The organism is Kitasatospora sp. UYEF31, assembly GCF_057291755.1.
On sequence record NZ_JBXAWK010000009.1, the window covers coordinates 1 to 15,117 of the forward strand.

At 70.8% G+C, this 15,117-nt stretch carries 15 protein-coding genes; 7 read left to right on the plus strand and 8 right to left on the minus strand.

The features are described from left to right. Positions 1 to 120 precede the first annotated feature (120 nt). Both AC0Z36_RS06475 and AC0Z36_RS06480 read left to right on the plus strand, forming a co-directional pair. Positions 121 to 948 (plus strand): TetR/AcrR family transcriptional regulator, encoded by an 828-nt coding sequence (locus AC0Z36_RS06475; RefSeq protein ID WP_485461727.1) that lies wholly within the window; start codon positions 121 to 123, stop codon positions 946 to 948. A gap of 169 nt (positions 949 to 1,117) precedes the next feature. Continuing rightward, on the plus strand, positions 1,118 to 2,662 hold the full coding sequence (locus AC0Z36_RS06480) for an MFS transporter (RefSeq protein ID WP_485461728.1): 1,545 nt from the start codon (positions 1,118 to 1,120) through the stop codon (positions 2,660 to 2,662). Between the two features lie 69 nt (positions 2,663 to 2,731). Here AC0Z36_RS06480 and AC0Z36_RS06485 read toward each other — a convergent pair whose 3' ends face one another. The 3 genes from AC0Z36_RS06485 to AC0Z36_RS06495 form a co-directional block, all read right to left on the minus strand. Beyond that, positions 2,732 to 3,571, minus strand: coding sequence for an SCO1664 family protein (locus AC0Z36_RS06485; RefSeq protein WP_485461836.1), 840 nt, complete (start codon positions 3,569 to 3,571; stop codon positions 2,732 to 2,734). Then, positions 3,541 to 4,110: a DUF3090 family protein gene (locus tag AC0Z36_RS06490; protein ID WP_485461729.1), complete on the minus strand. Its 570-nt coding sequence runs from the start codon at positions 4,108 to 4,110 to the stop codon at positions 3,541 to 3,543. Before AC0Z36_RS06490 ends, AC0Z36_RS06485 begins: the two co-directional genes overlap by 31 nt. A 146-nt stretch (positions 4,111 to 4,256) precedes the next feature. Continuing rightward, positions 4,257 to 4,952, minus strand: a complete 696-nt coding sequence (locus AC0Z36_RS06495; protein ID WP_485461730.1) for a histidine phosphatase family protein — start codon at positions 4,950 to 4,952, stop codon at positions 4,257 to 4,259. A gap of 103 nt (positions 4,953 to 5,055) precedes the next feature. On the opposite strand from AC0Z36_RS06495, the gene corA reads away from it, so the two are divergent. Both corA and AC0Z36_RS06505 read left to right on the plus strand, forming a co-directional pair. Beyond that, complete coding sequence (gene corA / locus AC0Z36_RS06500; RefSeq protein WP_485461731.1) at positions 5,056 to 6,030, plus strand: magnesium/cobalt transporter CorA; 975 nt, start codon at positions 5,056 to 5,058, stop codon at positions 6,028 to 6,030. A 183-nt stretch (positions 6,031 to 6,213) separates the two neighbouring features. Continuing rightward, the gene (locus AC0Z36_RS06505) at positions 6,214 to 6,840 is read left to right on the plus strand and encodes a hypothetical protein (RefSeq protein WP_485461732.1); all 627 of its coding nucleotides are present in this window, start codon (positions 6,214 to 6,216) and stop codon (positions 6,838 to 6,840) included. Between the two features lie 121 nt (positions 6,841 to 6,961). On the opposite strand, the gene AC0Z36_RS06510 is transcribed toward AC0Z36_RS06505, so the two are convergent. Continuing rightward, positions 6,962 to 8,011: an LLM class F420-dependent oxidoreductase gene (locus AC0Z36_RS06510; protein WP_485461733.1), complete on the minus strand. Its 1,050-nt coding sequence runs from the start codon at positions 8,009 to 8,011 to the stop codon at positions 6,962 to 6,964. A gap of 167 nt (positions 8,012 to 8,178) precedes the next feature. On the opposite strand from AC0Z36_RS06510, the gene AC0Z36_RS06515 reads away from it, so the two are divergent. Beyond that, positions 8,179 to 9,159, plus strand: coding sequence for an aldo/keto reductase (locus tag AC0Z36_RS06515; protein ID WP_485461734.1), 981 nt, complete (start codon positions 8,179 to 8,181; stop codon positions 9,157 to 9,159). Positions 9,160 to 9,209: 50 nt separating this feature from the next. Next, a complete protein-coding gene (locus AC0Z36_RS06520; RefSeq protein WP_485461735.1) occupies positions 9,210 to 11,165 on the plus strand; it encodes an AAA family ATPase in 1,956 nt (651 codons plus the stop codon). Positions 11,166 to 11,259: 94 nt separating this feature from the next. Here AC0Z36_RS06520 and AC0Z36_RS06525 read toward each other — a convergent pair whose 3' ends face one another. Further along, entirely contained in the window at positions 11,260 to 11,898 is a 639-nt protein-coding gene (locus AC0Z36_RS06525; protein ID WP_485461736.1) for a hypothetical protein, read from the minus strand. A gap of 47 nt (positions 11,899 to 11,945) precedes the next feature. Between AC0Z36_RS06525 and AC0Z36_RS06530 the strand changes: the two genes are divergently transcribed. Further along, entirely contained in the window at positions 11,946 to 12,131 is a 186-nt protein-coding gene (locus AC0Z36_RS06530) for a DUF5703 family protein (RefSeq protein ID WP_485461737.1), read from the plus strand. Positions 12,132 to 12,203: 72 nt separating this feature from the next. On the opposite strand, the gene AC0Z36_RS06535 is transcribed toward AC0Z36_RS06530, so the two are convergent. The 3 genes from AC0Z36_RS06535 to AC0Z36_RS06545 all read right to left on the minus strand — a co-directional run bounded on the left by AC0Z36_RS06535 (position 12,204) and on the right by AC0Z36_RS06545 (position 15,039). After that, positions 12,204 to 12,974: a chaplin gene (locus AC0Z36_RS06535; RefSeq protein ID WP_485461738.1), complete on the minus strand. Its 771-nt coding sequence runs from the start codon at positions 12,972 to 12,974 to the stop codon at positions 12,204 to 12,206. A gap of 295 nt (positions 12,975 to 13,269) precedes the next feature. Next, the gene (locus AC0Z36_RS06540) at positions 13,270 to 13,509 is read right to left on the minus strand and encodes a chaplin (RefSeq protein WP_485461739.1); all 240 of its coding nucleotides are present in this window, start codon (positions 13,507 to 13,509) and stop codon (positions 13,270 to 13,272) included. A 198-nt stretch (positions 13,510 to 13,707) separates the two neighbouring features. Next, complete coding sequence (locus AC0Z36_RS06545) at positions 13,708 to 15,039, minus strand: M20/M25/M40 family metallo-hydrolase (RefSeq protein ID WP_485461740.1); 1,332 nt, start codon at positions 15,037 to 15,039, stop codon at positions 13,708 to 13,710. Between the last annotated feature and the right edge of the window lie 78 nt (positions 15,040 to 15,117).

A 15,117-nucleotide genomic window follows, 5' to 3' on the forward strand; every position in this document is an offset into this window, starting at 1 on the left:
CCCCGCAACGATCACCGTGCTGAGCTGCGCGAGCACCCCAACGACTTGTCACACCAGGCCCGGTGACCTGCACGAATCACGATGAAACTTCCTCAACGGACCCGTACGGAGGAGCAGGCAATGGACGCACCGGTCGACACAGAACCGGCCGCCACAGCACCGGCGGAAAGCGCACCGGTTGACGAAGCTCCTGCTGAAGAGGTGACGGCTGAAGAGTTGGCGGCTGAAGAGTTGGCGGCTGAAGAGTTGCCCGCTGCGGAAGCGCCCGCCGGGAAGCCGGCGGCCGGCGGCCGGATGCGCGCCGACGCGGTGCGCAACCGCGCCCAGATCATCACCGCCGCCCGCGAGGTCTTCACCGATGTGGGCCCCGACGCCCCGCTGGACGAGATCGCCCGCCGGGCCGGCGTCGGGATCGCCACCCTATACCGCCGGTTCCCCGACCGGGATTCGCTGATCCGCGCGGTGGTCCTGGACATCTTCGCCGTCATGGCGGAGAACGTCCGGGTGATCGTCGAGCAGGAGCGGGACCCCTTCCAGGCGGTCCGGCGTTTCGCGCACCTGGCGCTGGACGTCAAGATCGGCGCGGCCATGCCCGTGCTCGCCGGACACGTCGAGTTCGACGAGGAGGTCGACCGGGCCCGCCTCGGCGTCGGGAGGCCGGTCATGGCGATGCTCACCCGCGCGCAGCGGGCCGGGGTGATCCGCCCGGAGATCACCTTCGGCGACCTGACGCTGATGGTGGTCCGCCTGTCCCGGCCGCTCCCCGGGCTGGCCGCCACGGTCTTCGGGCTGGACGACGCCGCGCTCGCGCACCGCCACCTGGAGCTCTACCTCGACGGGCTGCGGGCCGGCTGCGGCGGAGGCGCCCGTACCGACCTGTCCGGACCGGCCATCACGTTGAACGACTTCGACGCCATCCGGAACCAGTTCAAGAACAAGCCCCACTGACCTGTCCGGGGTCAGCCCGGAGCCGTCCTGGGCCCGGCCCGGGGCCGGTTCAAAAATAGGTCGTGCCGGAGTCCCCGACACGGAACACTGCCGGAGCCGCACCGGAACCTCAAGCGGAGACCCGGCACTCCGAGTACCGCTGGAACCACAACTGCCGAGGAGGCAGACCATGACCAGCACCGCCCCCACGTCCATCGCGCCCACCGGAGCGAGCCCGCAGCGGTGGGCGGCCTTGGCCTTCATCGGCCTGGCCCAGCTGATGATCGTCCTCGACGTGACCATCGTGAACATCGCACTGCCGTCAGTCCAGACCGCACTGGAGGTCTCGGACGGCGACCGGCAGTGGGTCCTGACCGCGTACACCCTGGCCTTCGGTTCACTGTTGCTGCTCGGCGGCCGGATCGCCGACTACACCGGCCGCAAACGGGCCTTCATGATCGGCCTGGGCGGGTTCGCGGCGGCGTCGGCGCTCGGCGGGGCCGCGCAGACCTTTCCGGTCCTGCTGGCCTCCCGGGCCCTGCAGGGCGCGTTCGGGGCACTGCTCGCGCCGACCGCACTGTCACTCCTCGCGGTGTTGTTCACCGACCAGAAGGAACGCGCCAAGGCGTTCGGGGTGTTCGGCGCCATCGCGGCGGGCGGCAGCGCGATCGGCCTGGTGCTCGGCGGTGTGCTGACCGAATACCTCGACTGGCGCTGGTGCCTGTACGTGAACGTGCCCATCGCGATCGTCGCGGCGGTCGGCGCCTACCGGGTACTGGACGGCCGGAAGCTCCAGGACAGGGCTGACCCGTCGACTGGGGACAAGGCCCGGGGCAGGGCGCGCTTCGACATCCCCGGGATCCTGCTGATCACCGCGGGCCTGGTCGCGATCGTGTACGGGTGCAGTGACGCGCAGAAGTACGGCTGGGGTTCGGGCCGGGTGCTCGGTCTGCTGCTCGGCGGCATCGTGCTGCTCGCGCTGTTCGTCTACGTGGAGTCCAGGTCCGCCGCCCCGGCACTGCCGCTGCGGGTCGTCCTCGACCGGACGCGCGGCACGGTCTACCTGACCATCGGCCTGGCCGTGATCGGCATGTTCGCGATGTTCCTGGTCATGACGTTCTACCTGCAGGTCGTCAAGGGCTACTCCCCCGCCGTCGCCGGGTGCGCGTTCCTGCCGATGTCGGCGGCGGTCCTGGTGGCCGGCGGCGGGATCTCGGCGCGACTGGTGCCCAAGGTCGCCCCGCGGGTGCTGATGGTGCCGGGCCTGCTGATCGCGGCGGGCGGGATGGCGCTGCTGACCCGGTTGCAGCCGGAGTCGTCGTACGCCTCGCACGTCCTGCCGTCGATGCTGATGCTCGGCTTCGGGATGGGCCTGGTGATGGCGCCGGGCATGAACTACGCCACACACGGTGTGGACCCGAAGGATTCCGGTGCTGCCTCGGCCACGGTCAACACGGCGCAGCAGGTGGGCGCCTCGGTCGGCATCGCGGTGCTGAACACGGTCGCGACGAGTGCGACGGCGACGTTCATGAAGGACCACCCGCCGAAGGGGCCCAAGGGCTTCGCCGCCGTCAACGAGGGCATCGTCCACGGGTTCACGGTGGCGACGGGCTGGGCCGCGGTGATCCTCGCGGGGACCGCGGTGCTGGTGGCCGTGGCGCTGAACCAGAAGAAGCCGGAGCACGGTCCGCAGGAGACCGGCGGGCCGGTGCCGGTGGCCGCACACCTGGGGTAGGGCGGCACAACTGATCGTGGTGTCCGCGGGGCGGTCCTTGCCCCGCGGACTCCACGATCGTCACAACGTTCAGATCAGCGGCCACGGCACCGCGGGGCGGCGGCCGTCCGGGACCGGGTGCGTGCCGGACTCGAGGAGCCGCTCCACCCGCCTTACGGTGGCCGCGACTTCATCCACCGTCAGGTGGAACGACAACTCCTCGCCCAGCTCTCCGGCGAGTGACGTACGGAGTTTCCCGAGCACCTCGACGCAGTCGGCCGGCAGCGGCCGACCGGCCCAGCCCCACACGACCGTGCGGAGCTTGTCCTCGGTGTGGAAGCAGATGCCGTGGTCGATCCCGTACACCCGGTCCCCCGCGTCGGCCAGGAGGTGGCCGGCCTTGCGGTCGGCGTTGTTGACCACTGCGTCGAACACGCTGACGCGGCGCAGGTCTTCGCGGTCGCGGTGGACGAAGAGGGCGGGCCGGGCCGTACCGTCCGGGTTCTCGACGCCGACGGGGGCGACGAGGAGCCAGCCGGGCCCGGGCTGGGCGGTCTCCTGGAGCGCGACCAGTTCAGCGGTGTCGGGTGTGTCGATCCACAGCTGGCACATGCCCGTTCCGTACGGCCCCTCGCGCAGGACCGTGGGCGGCACGATGTCCCAGCCGGTGGCCTGCGAGACGAGGTGGGTCGCGATCTCGCGGCCCGCGAGTGTGCCGTCGGGGAAGTCCCACAGCGGGCGTTCGCCGGCCACCGGCTTCCAGACGCATTCGCGGCTGACACCGTCCAGTTCGACCCGGCCGAACAAGGTGGCGTTGGACGCGTCGGCCATGCGGCCCTCAAGCGTGACCGCGCCGTGCCGCAGCAGGTCGAGGACTTCCTCGCGGACCAGGGCGTCCACTAGCGGCGGTATCCGTTCGCACGCGGGCAGATGTGGCCCTCGGGGTCCATCGGCTGGCCGCAGAACGGGCAGGACGGGCGTCCGGCGGAGACCAGGAGCAGCGCGCGCCTGGCGAAGGCGCGGGCCTGCGCCCCGGTGAGGCGGGCACGCAGGAGTGGCGGACCGTTCTCCTCGTCGTCCTCGCCGAGCAGCGTCTCCTCGGGGTTCGTCTCACCGGGGACGACGGCCTGCGCTTCGATGACGAGCCTGTCGTCGTCGGCGTCCCAGGCCAGGGCCATGGTGCCGACCCGGAACTCCTCGACGACGGGCATGTCGAGGGGCGCGGTGTCCTCCAGTTCGGGCGGGGCCACGGCGGGCACGGGGGCCTCGCCGCCGGTGCGCCGTACCAACTCGTCGAGGAGTTCGTCGACACGTTCGGCGAGTGCGGCCACCTGGGCCTTCTCCAGGGCGACGGTGGTGACACCGGACTTGCCCGCGGCCTGCAGGAAGAAGGTGCGCAGTCCTGGTTCGCCGACAGTGCCGGCGACGAACCGCTCCGGGGGGTCGTACAGGAAGACCTGGCGGGGCACGAGCCGCTCCGTACTGTTTTGGATGAAGTGTTCGGGCTGGACTGTTCGGATGCAGTGCTGGGGCCTGCGGTGTTGCGGCCTGACATTGTTCGGACCTGCGGTGTTTCCGAAGGGCACCTTACGGGCTGGTGTTCGTTTCCGGCGGATCAGCCGGCTCCGCCGCCCACCGGGGCGTCCTCGGACGGGCTCTGTCCAGGGGCGCGGACGAGGTCGTCGACGGCCCCGCCGGTGTCGTTGAGCCGCAGCACGAAGGCCCGGTTCGGGGTGTACCTGATCACGGTGAGTGAGCACGGGTCGACGTTGATGCGCTGGAAGAGGTCCAAGTGCATGCCGAGGGCGTCGGCGACGATGGATTTGATCACGTCGCCGTGCGAGCACAGGACGTATGCGGCTTCGGGGCCGTCCGGCGTCGCCAGGCGGGCGTTCCAGTCGTACACGGCGTCGACGGCGCGGGCCTGCGTGGCGCGCAGCGCCTCACCCCCGGGTCCGGGGAAGACGGCCGCCGACGGGTGGTCCTGCACGGTGCGCCACAGGGGTTCCTGGGCGAGTTCGGCGAGTGGCCGGCCCGTCCAGTCGCCGTAGCGGCACTCGCCGACGCGTTCGTCGGCGTGGAGGCCGGGTGCCCCGTCTCGGGCGTCGAGCAGGGCCTGGGAGGTCTGCCGGCAGCGGTCCAGCGGTGAGGTCACCACGGCGGTCAGCGGCACCTTGGCCAGGCGCGCGCCGAGGGCGGCGGCCTGGTCGCGGCCCTTGTCGTCGAGGCTGACACCGGGGGTCCAGCCGGCCAGGATGCCCGAGGCGTTGGCGGTGGTCCGCCCGTGTCGTACCAACAGAAGCAAGGTCACGTCGGCCACTCTACGGGCAACAACTAACGGATAAATTATGGCATTCCTTACATTTCAGACGTTCGTCCCCTGACCGGCTCCAGCAGCAGGTCACAATGGTCGGGTGATCGTGGACTGTGCCATTTACCGCAACGGCAAGCGGACCGAAGGACCCTCCGACTTCTCCGACGCCCTCGACGAGGCGCGGACGAGCGGGGACGCGTTCCTGTGGATCGGCCTGCATGAGCCGACACCCGCCGAGTTCGAGTTGGTGACCGACGAGTTCAAGCTGCACGCGCTGGCGGTCGAGGACGCGCTGAAAGCGCATCAGCGGCCGAAGCTGGAGACGTTCGACGACTCACTCTTCGTGGTGCTCAAGACCCTGCACTACACCGAGGCGACCTCGTCGGTGGAGACCGGAGAACTGATGGTCTTCCTCGGCGACTCGTTTGTCGTGACCGTCCGGCACGGGCCGGGGAACCCGTTGAAGGCCGTACGGAAAGGCTTGGAGAAACGCGAGTCCATCCTGCGGCACGGGCCCTCCGCGGTGCTCTACGCGGTGTCCGACGCCGTCGTCGACAACTACCTCAGCGTCGCCGCCGAGCTTGAGACCGATCTGGAGGAGCTGGAGATCCGGGTGTTCTCCAACAACCGGGACAACGACACGGAGCCGATCTACCTGCTCAAGCGGGAGGTCCTGGAGGCCCGCCGGGCGGCGGGGCCGCTCGCCGACCCGATGGGCCGCCTGGCGACCGAGGAGGTGCCCTACGTCGACGCCGGTTCCCGGCCGTTCTTCCGGGACGTCGCCGACCACCTGACCCGGGTCACGGAGCAGATAGACGCCGCGGACCGGCTGCTGACCGACGTGCTCGGCGCCAACCTCGCGCAGGTGGGCGTGCGGCAGAACGAGGACATGCGCAAGATCTCCGCGTGGGCGGCGATCTTCGCCGTGCCGACGATGATCGCCGGTGTGTACGGGATGAACTTCGAGCACATGCCCGAACTGAAACAGGCCTGGGGATACCCCGCGGCCGTCCTCCTGATGGTCGCGGCGTGCGCCGGCCTGCACCGCTACTTCCGGCGTGTCGGCTGGCTCTGAGGCCTGCCCCCGGTGGCCGGAACAGTCCGTTCCGGTACGACCGGTTGTGCGGATCACGGCGTCGCGGACCCACTCTCCGGCGAAACGGCGATTACGCTCTTCGGAGCAACGGTCTTCCGCCTCCCGGGTGGGACGGCGGAGTCCAGAACGCACGGCACAGCCCTGAGGGGAATCATGGTGGGGATGTTCGGCAGGCCCGGCAAGCAGCGCACTTCGCGCAGCACACTGCCAACGGCCACCGGGACGGGGTCCGGTGGCAGCACCGACTGGTCGTCCTTCGAGCAGCTGGAGGAGGCCGTACGGGCTTATCTGCTGCACCCGGACATCGCCCTCCAGGCTCTGGGGGCGGTCCTGGGGCGGCGTCCCGTACGGGGGTTCACCCTCGAACGGGTCGTGGACATAAACGCCAGCGGCACGTCCGTGTGGCAGGAGGCGGCGGTGTGCGACGACCACCGGCTGGTCCTGTGGCACAGCGAGGACATGACCGACCCGACGGCGCCCGGCGGCACAGTGCTCGACTCGTCGGTGCAGGTGATCCCGCTCCAGTCGGTATCGCACGTCGGCATAAGGACACTGGTCGGCACATCGGTCGACGGCTCGCGCCAACTGCGCGGCGCCTACGTCTTCCTGGCCACGCCGACGCTCCAGGAAGTGACGAACGTCCGCAGTGAGGACGGCAGTTCCACCGGTCGTTTCCGGCAGGAAGCCTACCGTTTCAGCAAGTCCCTCGACGACGGCGGCCCGGGGCAGATCCAGCGCCTCCTGGACTTCGCCCACGTGATCGCGGAGCGCATCCCGGGTCCGCGCTGAAGAGACCGGCACGAAGAGACCCCGCCTTCCGTCGTGGAAGGCGGGGTCTCTTCGTGCCGGTCGCCGTCAAAGGATTTCCGCGTACGGATTTCCCGTACGTCTGCGGTCTACAGGCCGGTTGTCAGGAAGCGCGCCCGGACAGGTCCAGCGCCTCGGCGGCAGTGCGCAGCGCGGCGATGCGCTCGACCAGCGTCTGGCCGGTCGGGGTGATCGTGAGGGTGGTCACGCCCGAGTCGGACAGCGCCTGCATGCGGTCGGCGATGCGCTCCTTGGAGCCGAGCAGCGAGGTCTTGTCGATGAAGTCCACCGGGACGGCCGCGGCGGCGCCCGCGTAGTCCTTGGCCAGGTACTTGTCCTGGATCTCGGCGGCTTCCTTCTCGTAGCCCATGCGGCAGGCGAGCTTGTTGTAGAAGTTCTGGTCGCGGCTGCCCATGCCGCCCACGTACAGCGCCGCGTAGCCGCGCATCGCGTCGGCGGCCTTGACGTGGTCGTCGCCGACGGCCAGCGGCAGAGTCGGGACGACGTCGAAGCCGTCCATCGTCAGTCCGGCCTTCTCCCGGCCGGCGCGGACGTACTGGAGCGACTCGTCGGCGTGCTCGGCGGCGTAGAACACACCGAGCCAGCCGTCGGCGATCTCGCCGGTGAGTCCGAGGTTCTTGGGGCCGACGGCCGCGATGTACAGCGGGATGTGCTCGCGGACGGGGTGGACCGTCAGCTTCAGCGGCTTGCCGGGGCCGCCGGGCAGCGGGAGGGTCCAGTGCTGGCCGTGGTGCTCGAGGCGCTCGCGGCGCATGGCCTTGCGGACGATCTCGACGTACTCACGGGTGCGGGCGAGGGGCTTGTCGAACTTGACGCCGTACCAGCCCTCGGAGACCTGCGGGCCCGAGACTCCCAGGCCCAGGCGGAAGCGTCCGCCGGACAGCACGTCGAGGGTGGCGGCGGTCATCGCGGTCATCGCGGGGGTGCGGGCCGGGATCTGGAAGATCGCCGAGCCGACGTCGATGCGCTCGGTCTGCGCGGCCACCCAGGAGAGCACGGTGGCGGCGTCGGACCCGTACGCTTCGGCGGCCCAGCACACGGCGTATCCGAGGCGGTCGGCCTCCTGGGCGACGGCCAGGTTTTCGGCGTCGTTTCCGGCGCCGAAGTAACCGAGGTTGATGCCGAGTCGCATGGCGGTCTCCACAGGTGTGAGGGGTCAGGATCGTCGGTACGGACCCTACCGGGTGATCTACCCGACGGTAACCTCCGAGAGTCACGTGCTGAGTCTTTTAAGGGGACTCACCTGTCCGGCCGTGCCGGACGCCGCCGGGGCACCGGGAGCGGATACGCTCGCAAGCCATGGAGCAGCGACACCTCGGCCGGACCGGACTGCGGGTCTCGCGCATCGGTCTGGGAACGATGACCTGGGTGGGTGACACCGGCGAGGCCGACGCCGCCGAACAGCTGAAGGTGTTCCTGGACGCCGGCGGCAACCTCGTCGACACCGCTGACGTGTACGCCGACGGGGAGGCCGAGTACCTCCTGGGCAGACTCCTCGACGGCTACGTGCCGCGCTCGGAGGTGGTCATCGCGACGAAGGCCGGGAGCGTGCCGCTCAGCGGACGCCGGTTCGACGGGTCGCGCGGGCACCTGCTGCGGGCCCTCGACCGGTCACTGGCCCGCCTGGGCGTGGACCACATCGACCTGTGGCAGTTGCACGCGTACGACCCGAACACCCCCCTCGACGAGACGCTGCACGCGCTGGACCTGGCCGTGGCCAGCGGCCGGGTGCGGTACGTGGGGGTGTCCAACTTCTGCGGCTGGCAGCTGGCGAAGGCGGCCACCTGGCAGTCCGCCGCCCCGGGTCGGGTGGTCGTCGCCAGCGCCCAGATGGAGTACTCCCTGCTGCAGCGCGGCATCGAACGCGAGGTACTGCCCGCCGCGGTCGACCTGGCGGTCGGCCTGCTGCCCTGGTCACCGCTCGGCCGCGGTGTCCTGACGGCCAAGTACCGTACGGGGACACCCACCGGTTCGCGCGGCGGGTCGGAGCACATGGCACCGTTCGTCGAGCCCTACCTCGACGACCGGTCCCGGCGGATCGTGGACGCGGTTGCGATAGCGGCCGACGGCCTGGGCGCGGCGCCGGTCGAGGTCGCGCTGTCCTGGGTGCGGGACCGCCCCGGCGTGGTCGCCCCGATCGTGGGCGCGCGCAACGCGGCACAGCTGCGGGCCTCGCTCGCCGCTGAGTCGCTGACCCTGCCGCAGGAGATCCGCAGCGCGCTCGACGATGTCTCAGCACCTGTGACCGGCTACCCCGACCACGACTGGAGCCAGGCGTAAACCTGATGTTTGAACTTCCTGATGCAACCGACGTACCCGACGTAACCGACGTGCCTGAGGTGCCCGATGTTCCTGCTGTGCCGGACCTGCCGGAGGCACCCGGGGTCCCGGACGCGCCTGAAGTGTCCGAGGTCCCGGACGCGCCCGCCGCACGTGCGGACGACGGCGCCTCCCCTGAGCCGACCGCAGTGACCGGCGGGCCGGAAGCCGCGGCGGAAGCCCCGGCCCGGCCGGACGCCTCCGGCGGGATGCGCCCGCTCCAGGTCCCCGCCGAGGCGGAGGCCGAAGCCCGCGCCCAGGCCGTCGCCGGGATCGAGAAGGCCCTGGCCGACGGTGGCGCCCCGGCCAGGCTCGCGCCGCAGGTGCTCGCGGTCCTCGGATACCAGGCCGCCGACGCGCTGCGCGCCGACCCGTGGAACCTCCTCGCCCTGCCGGGGCTGTCCCCGCAGCAGGCCGACCTGTACGCCCGCGGTGTCCTGGGTCCCGGCTGGACCGCCGACGAGCCGCGCCGGGTCGGCGCGATCGTCGTGTGGCAGTTGCAGCGCTCCGCCCAGGACGGCCACACCGCCGTGGACGCGGCGACCGTCCTGTCGGTGCTGTCGCACTTCGGTGTGGCCGACCCGGACGCGGCACTGCGTCAGGCAGTCGCGGAGGGGCGGGTGATGGCCTTCTCCGAGGGCGGCCCCGAGGACGAGTTCGAAGAAGACCTGGACGAGGACGAGGTGAGTCCTGAAGAACCGGCCGAGCCGCCAAGGGTGCTCCTGGCCCTGGACCGGTACGCGCTCGCCGAGGAGTCCCTCGCCGAGGCCGTCGTCCGGCTCACGGCCACGCTGGAGCCCTCGCCGGAGCTGGACGGGGCCCTGGAGGGCACGGACTTCCGGCGCGGGCTGGCCCGGTCGGGCGTGCTGCTGTACGCGTGCTCCCCGCTGGAGGATCCGCCGGCCGCCGTACTCGACGTCGTGGACCGGGGCGCGGGTGCTGGTCTGCGGACCCTCGTCGCCGCGCCGACCGTCGACGGCCGGGACCGCTTGCGGGCCGCGGGACACCTGTCGGCGGTGACCCTGCGCGAGCTGCTGTCCGGGCAGGCCGTGGAGTCCGACGCGGAGGGGAACCTGCCGCTCGACCTGCTCGTCGTCACGGAGGCCACCCAGCTCGACATCGAAGCCGCGACAACATTGTTCGAGGCGGTCCCCGACGGGGCACGGCTGCTGCTCGCCGGTGATCCGGCCGAGCTGGAGTCCGCGGGGCCCGGACGCGTGTTCGGCGACCTCATGGACATCGCGGCGACCGGGATGATCCCGCTGGTCCTGTCGGAGGTGGCGGCCTCCGGAGTCCTGGGCGCGCTCGCCACCGGCGTACGGGACGGCGTCCTGCCCCCTGTCGACGACCCGGCGCGGCAGGTCGTCCTGGTGACCGCGCGCAGCAGCGACGAGGCGGTGCACCGCTGCGTCCAGCTGGTGGCCGACTCGATCCCCCGCGCCCTCGGCATCCCGGCCGAGGAGGTTCTGGTCGTAGCCCCGGCGTACGGCGGCACCGCCGGCACGACCGCGCTCAACACCGCGCTGAAGGCCCGCCTCAACCCGGGGCAGGGCCGCTACGGCGGTTTCGACATCGGCGACCGGGTCGTACGGGTTCCTCCCGTACCCGGCACCGGGCTGGTCGACGGGGTGGTCGAAGAGGCCCTCGACGACGGCCTGCGGGTGGCCTTCCGGGACTGCACGGAAACCGTCGTCACCCGGGACCGGCTCGGCGAGTTGCGGCACGGCTGGGCGGTGACCGCACATCACACGGCCGGAGTACGCCGTCCAGGTGTCGTGGCGGTCCTCCCCGGTGAAGCCTCCGGGCTGCTGACCCGCCCCCTGGTCTACACGGCGTTCACCCGGGCGCAGCGGCACCTGTCGATCGTGCACGCGGCCGGAGCGGCCCTCGCGGGAGCGGTCGGCGGCGTCCCCGAGCGGACCCGTACGACCCGGTTGGTCCAAGCGGTGCTCGAAGCCACCGGCTGACGCCCCTGGAACCAGCCGCCGTGGAACCAGGGAAGGGGCCCCGCGCCGCGGGGCCCCTTCCCTGGTCCGTCTCCTTGTCCGTTCCCTACCGGATTCAGCCGAGCTCGCGCTCCAGGACCACCAGGTCGTCCTCGTACGCCGTGCTCGTCTCGAAGCGGTAGATGACCGTACCGGGGTCCGCGTCGTCGAACGGGGCCTGCAGCCACTCGCCGGACTCGGCGGCCGTCGACGCGGCGACCCACAGTGTGGTGTCGCCGGGCGCCAGGCCCAGCTCGGGGGCCCGCTGGGCGATCTCGTCGGGGTCGTACACGTCGAACACCACGGCCAGCGCCGTCGCCGTGCTGTCCACCGCGCTTGGCTGGACGTCCTCGGCGAGATCGCTGAGCTCGGGGTCGGCGCGGCGGGCGTGGTCGATCAGCACCTCGCGGTCCTTGACCGTGTAGTCCCGGCGGATCAGCACGCTGATCGCCTCCGGGTCCTCGGGGCCGAGGTAGTCGTCGGCGTCGTCGCCGCTGTCCTCCACTTCGAAGGGGGTGACCTCGTCGTAGAGGTCGTACAGCAGGTCGTCGTACGCCGACGCCGCGGTCTCCAGCTCGTCGTAGGCCGCGAACACCGCGGGGTCACTCTCGCCCTGCCTGCGTTCGACGGCGTCGAGGTGGCGGTCGATCGCCGCTTTGAGCGCCTCCGCCGCGGCACGGACCTGCTCGGGGGTGGGCTGCTCTTCACCGGTCATGGATAGAAGCTATCCGCTAGTGGGTGGGTTGCGCACAATGGATAGCGATGGCCGACTACGAATTCCAGCACCTGACGCTGCCCCGCGGTATGACGCGGGGCCAGGCGGTACGCATCCTCACCGACCACGCCGAGTACGGGTACTGGGAGTTGGACCGACTGCGGCTCTACCCGGACGGCCGCAGGGAGGTCCGGCTGCGCCGCCGGATCATCCGGCAGGTCCGCACGATGTGACCGGCTCCACGCACGACGACCCGCCTCCCCGCACTGTGGCGCGGGGAGGCGGGTCGTCGTTGTGTCCGCTGCTCAGCCCTCGACGGGCTTGGAGCGGCGGTAGAGCGCTACACCTCCGAGAACGAACGCGGCACCCATGGGGGCCAGCGTCATCGCTGCGGCGCTACCGGTCTTCGGCAACTCGGCGACGGTGCTGCTGGTGACGACCCGGCGCTGGACGCCCGGCTTACCGGGAGTGCCCGGCGGCGTGGACACCTGCGGAGTTCCCGGCGGGGTGCTGGTCGGTGGCGTCACCCGCGGCGGGGGCGGCAACGGCGGACTGTCGTCCGGCGGCGTCACCCGCGGCGGCGGAGGCAACGGCGTATCGTCCGGCGGGGTGTCGACCGGCGGCGGGCCCGGCGGCGGCGGCGGAGGCAACGGCGTATCGTCCGGCGGGGTGTCGACCGGCGGCGGCGGCGGAGGCAACGGCGTGTCGCACGGCGGCTCCACCGGCGGCGGCGGCGGCGGAAGTGGCGGCTCCTCGCACGGCGGCTCCACCGGCGGCGGCGGCGGAAGTGGCGGCTCCTCGCACGGCGGCTCCACCGGCGGCGGTGTGTGACCGCCGTTGGCGCAGCTGTTGCCGAAGGCCGGGTTGAGCAGGCCCACGACGTTGATGGTGTTTCCGCACAGGTTGACCGGCACGTTCACCGGGACCTGGACGTTGTTGCCGGAGGCTACGCCGGGCGAGTTCGCGGCAGCGCCCTGCGCGACACTGCCGGCGTTGGCGACCCCGACGGCTGCGCTGGCGAGCGTCCCCGTCGCGGCGACAGCTACCAGCAACCCTTTCTTGGCGAGCTGTTGCATGTACACCCCTGTAAGTCTGTATTTCCGGACGAGCCGGAGTGAGGGGCGGGGACAGTCACCCCGCGGAGAACTCAACGAGCACCGGACACCCGAGGTCACTGCACTGGCGGCAATTCGCTCGCATAGGTGCGTTTCAGCCCGCATTACGATCGTTTTGCGGAATCTGCTGACACCTGAGGGTGCCGGTGTGATCGAGCCGGTCTGTGCCCGCTACTGAAGGCGGGCGGCCCCGAAGCCCTCTGGAAGAGGACCTCAGGACCGCCCGTGCGCACCATGGAACGGCGCGCAAGCCTTATCAGGTGTTGGCGCAGACGTTGCCGAACGCGGGGTTCAGCAGGCCGATGACGCTCACCGTGTTGCCGCAAGCGTTCACGGGCACGTGAATCGGCACCTGGATCAGGTTGCCCGAGAGCACACCGGGCGAACCGACGGCTGCGCCGTCAGCGTCCGAGTTTGCCATCGCGGCACCGGCACCGGCGAGCAGGAGTCCGCTGGTCGCAGCAGTGAGAACAGCGACCTTGCCCATCTTCTTCATGTGATTCGTCCTCTTTGGTGGAATAACAGTGCGCTTGCGCCCTGCACCAGGAGTAACGACGTAGGGCCAGGCAGGCTACGGCCGCATCTCCTATTCACCCGGGAGAGTGACTCGGCATATCGGCTGTTCCACGGACGGAGCAGCCGTACATATGGTCGGTTTTTGCCGACTGCCTGGGGACCGACCGGTCGGGAACGGTCAGGCCGCGTCCAAGAAGCGGTCGAGGACCCGTACGCCGAACTTCAGGCCGTCCACCGGCACGCGCTCGTCGACGCCGTGGAACATCCCGGCGAAGTCCAGGTCGGCGGGCAGCTTCAGGGGGGCGAACCCGAAGCAGCGGATGCCCAGGTCGTCGAAGTGCTTGGCGTCCGTGCCGCCGGACAGCATGTAGGGGACGGTCCGCGCCTTCGGGTCCTCAGCCTTCAGTGCGGCGGCCATCGCCTCCACGAGCGCCCCGTCGAAGCCGGTTTCCAGGGCCTTGTCCCCGTGCAGCGACTCGCGGCGCACGCGCGGGCCGAGGACCGCGTCGAGCTCGGCGTAGAACTCGTCCTTGAATCCGGGCAGGAAACGCCCGTCGAGGTGCGCGGTCGCCTGACCGGGGATCACATTCACCTTGTACCCGGCGTTCAGCATCGTCGGCTGCGCGGTGTTGCGGATGGTCGCGCCGATGATCCGGGCGATCGGGCCGAGCCGTTCGATGGTCGACTCGATGTCGTCCTCGTCCAGCTCGATGCCCAGCGCGTCGGACAGTTCGTCGAGGAACGCCCGCACCGTCTTTGTCATCCGTACCGGGAACTTGTGCCTTCCCACCCGGGCCACAGCCTCGGCCAGTTCGGTGATGGGGTTGTCCTTGGCGATCATCGAGCCGTGTCCGGCGGTGCCGTCGACGACCAGGCGCATCCAGTCCATGCCCTTCTGCGCGGTCTCGACCAGGTAGAGGCGTACGTCGTCGTTGACGGTGAAGGAGAAGCCGCCGACCTCGCCGATCGCCTCGGTCACGCCGTCGAACAGGCCGGGGTGGTTGTCCACCAGGTGCCGGGCGCCGAAGAGGCCGCCGGCCTCCTCGTCGGCCAGGAAGGCCAGCACGACGTCCCGGGACGGACGGCGGCCCGAGCGCACGCGGTCGCGCAGGACGGCCAGCGCCATCGCGTCGAAGTCCTTCATGTCGACCGCCCCGCGGCCCCACACGCAGCCGTCGGCGACCTCCCCGCCGAAGGGGTCGTGCGTCCAGTCCGCCGCGTTGGCCGGGACCACGTCGGTGTGGCCGTGGATCAGCAGCCCGGGGCGGGAGGAGTCGGTGCCCTCGATCCGCACGACCACTGAGGCGCGGCCGGGGGCGGACTCGAAGATCTCCGGTTCGAGGCCGACCTCGGCGAGTTTCTCCGCCACGTACTCCGCGGCCGACCGCTCGCCCGGCCCGGAGCCGTCCCCGTAATTGCTGGTGTTGATGCGGATCAGGTCGCGGCAGAGGTCCACGACCTCGTCTTCTGCGGTGACAGTGGGCACTGCGGGCGTGGAACGGTCGGACATGTCGGCGACTCCCCGGATACGGATACGTGCTCGATTGGTGCTCTCCCCCATCCTGCACCCGCGCCCCCTCCCAGGGCA

Excerpts from the sequence above, each read along its gene's own strand:
- AC0Z36_RS06515 (WP_485461734.1), top strand. The coding sequence starts at position 8,179 with ATGGAGCAGCGACACCTCGGCCGGACCGGACTGCGGGTCTCGCGCATC.
- AC0Z36_RS06475 (WP_485461727.1), top strand. The coding sequence starts at position 121 with ATGGACGCACCGGTCGACACAGAACCGGCCGCCACAGCACCGGCGGAA.
- AC0Z36_RS06510 (WP_485461733.1), bottom strand. The coding sequence starts at position 8,011 with ATGCGACTCGGCATCAACCTCGGTTACTTCGGCGCCGGAAACGACGCC.
- AC0Z36_RS06545 (WP_485461740.1), bottom strand. The coding sequence starts at position 15,039 with ATGTCCGACCGTTCCACGCCCGCAGTGCCCACTGTCACCGCAGAAGAC.
- AC0Z36_RS06525 (WP_485461736.1), bottom strand. The coding sequence starts at position 11,898 with ATGACCGGTGAAGAGCAGCCCACCCCCGAGCAGGTCCGTGCCGCGGCG.
- AC0Z36_RS06540 (WP_485461739.1), bottom strand. The coding sequence starts at position 13,509 with ATGAAGAAGATGGGCAAGGTCGCTGTTCTCACTGCTGCGACCAGCGGA.
- AC0Z36_RS06530 (WP_485461737.1), top strand. The coding sequence starts at position 11,946 with ATGGCCGACTACGAATTCCAGCACCTGACGCTGCCCCGCGGTATGACG.
- AC0Z36_RS06535 (WP_485461738.1), bottom strand. The coding sequence starts at position 12,974 with ATGCAACAGCTCGCCAAGAAAGGGTTGCTGGTAGCTGTCGCCGCGACG.
- AC0Z36_RS06480 (WP_485461728.1), top strand. The coding sequence starts at position 1,118 with ATGACCAGCACCGCCCCCACGTCCATCGCGCCCACCGGAGCGAGCCCG.
- AC0Z36_RS06505 (WP_485461732.1), top strand. The coding sequence starts at position 6,214 with ATGTTCGGCAGGCCCGGCAAGCAGCGCACTTCGCGCAGCACACTGCCA.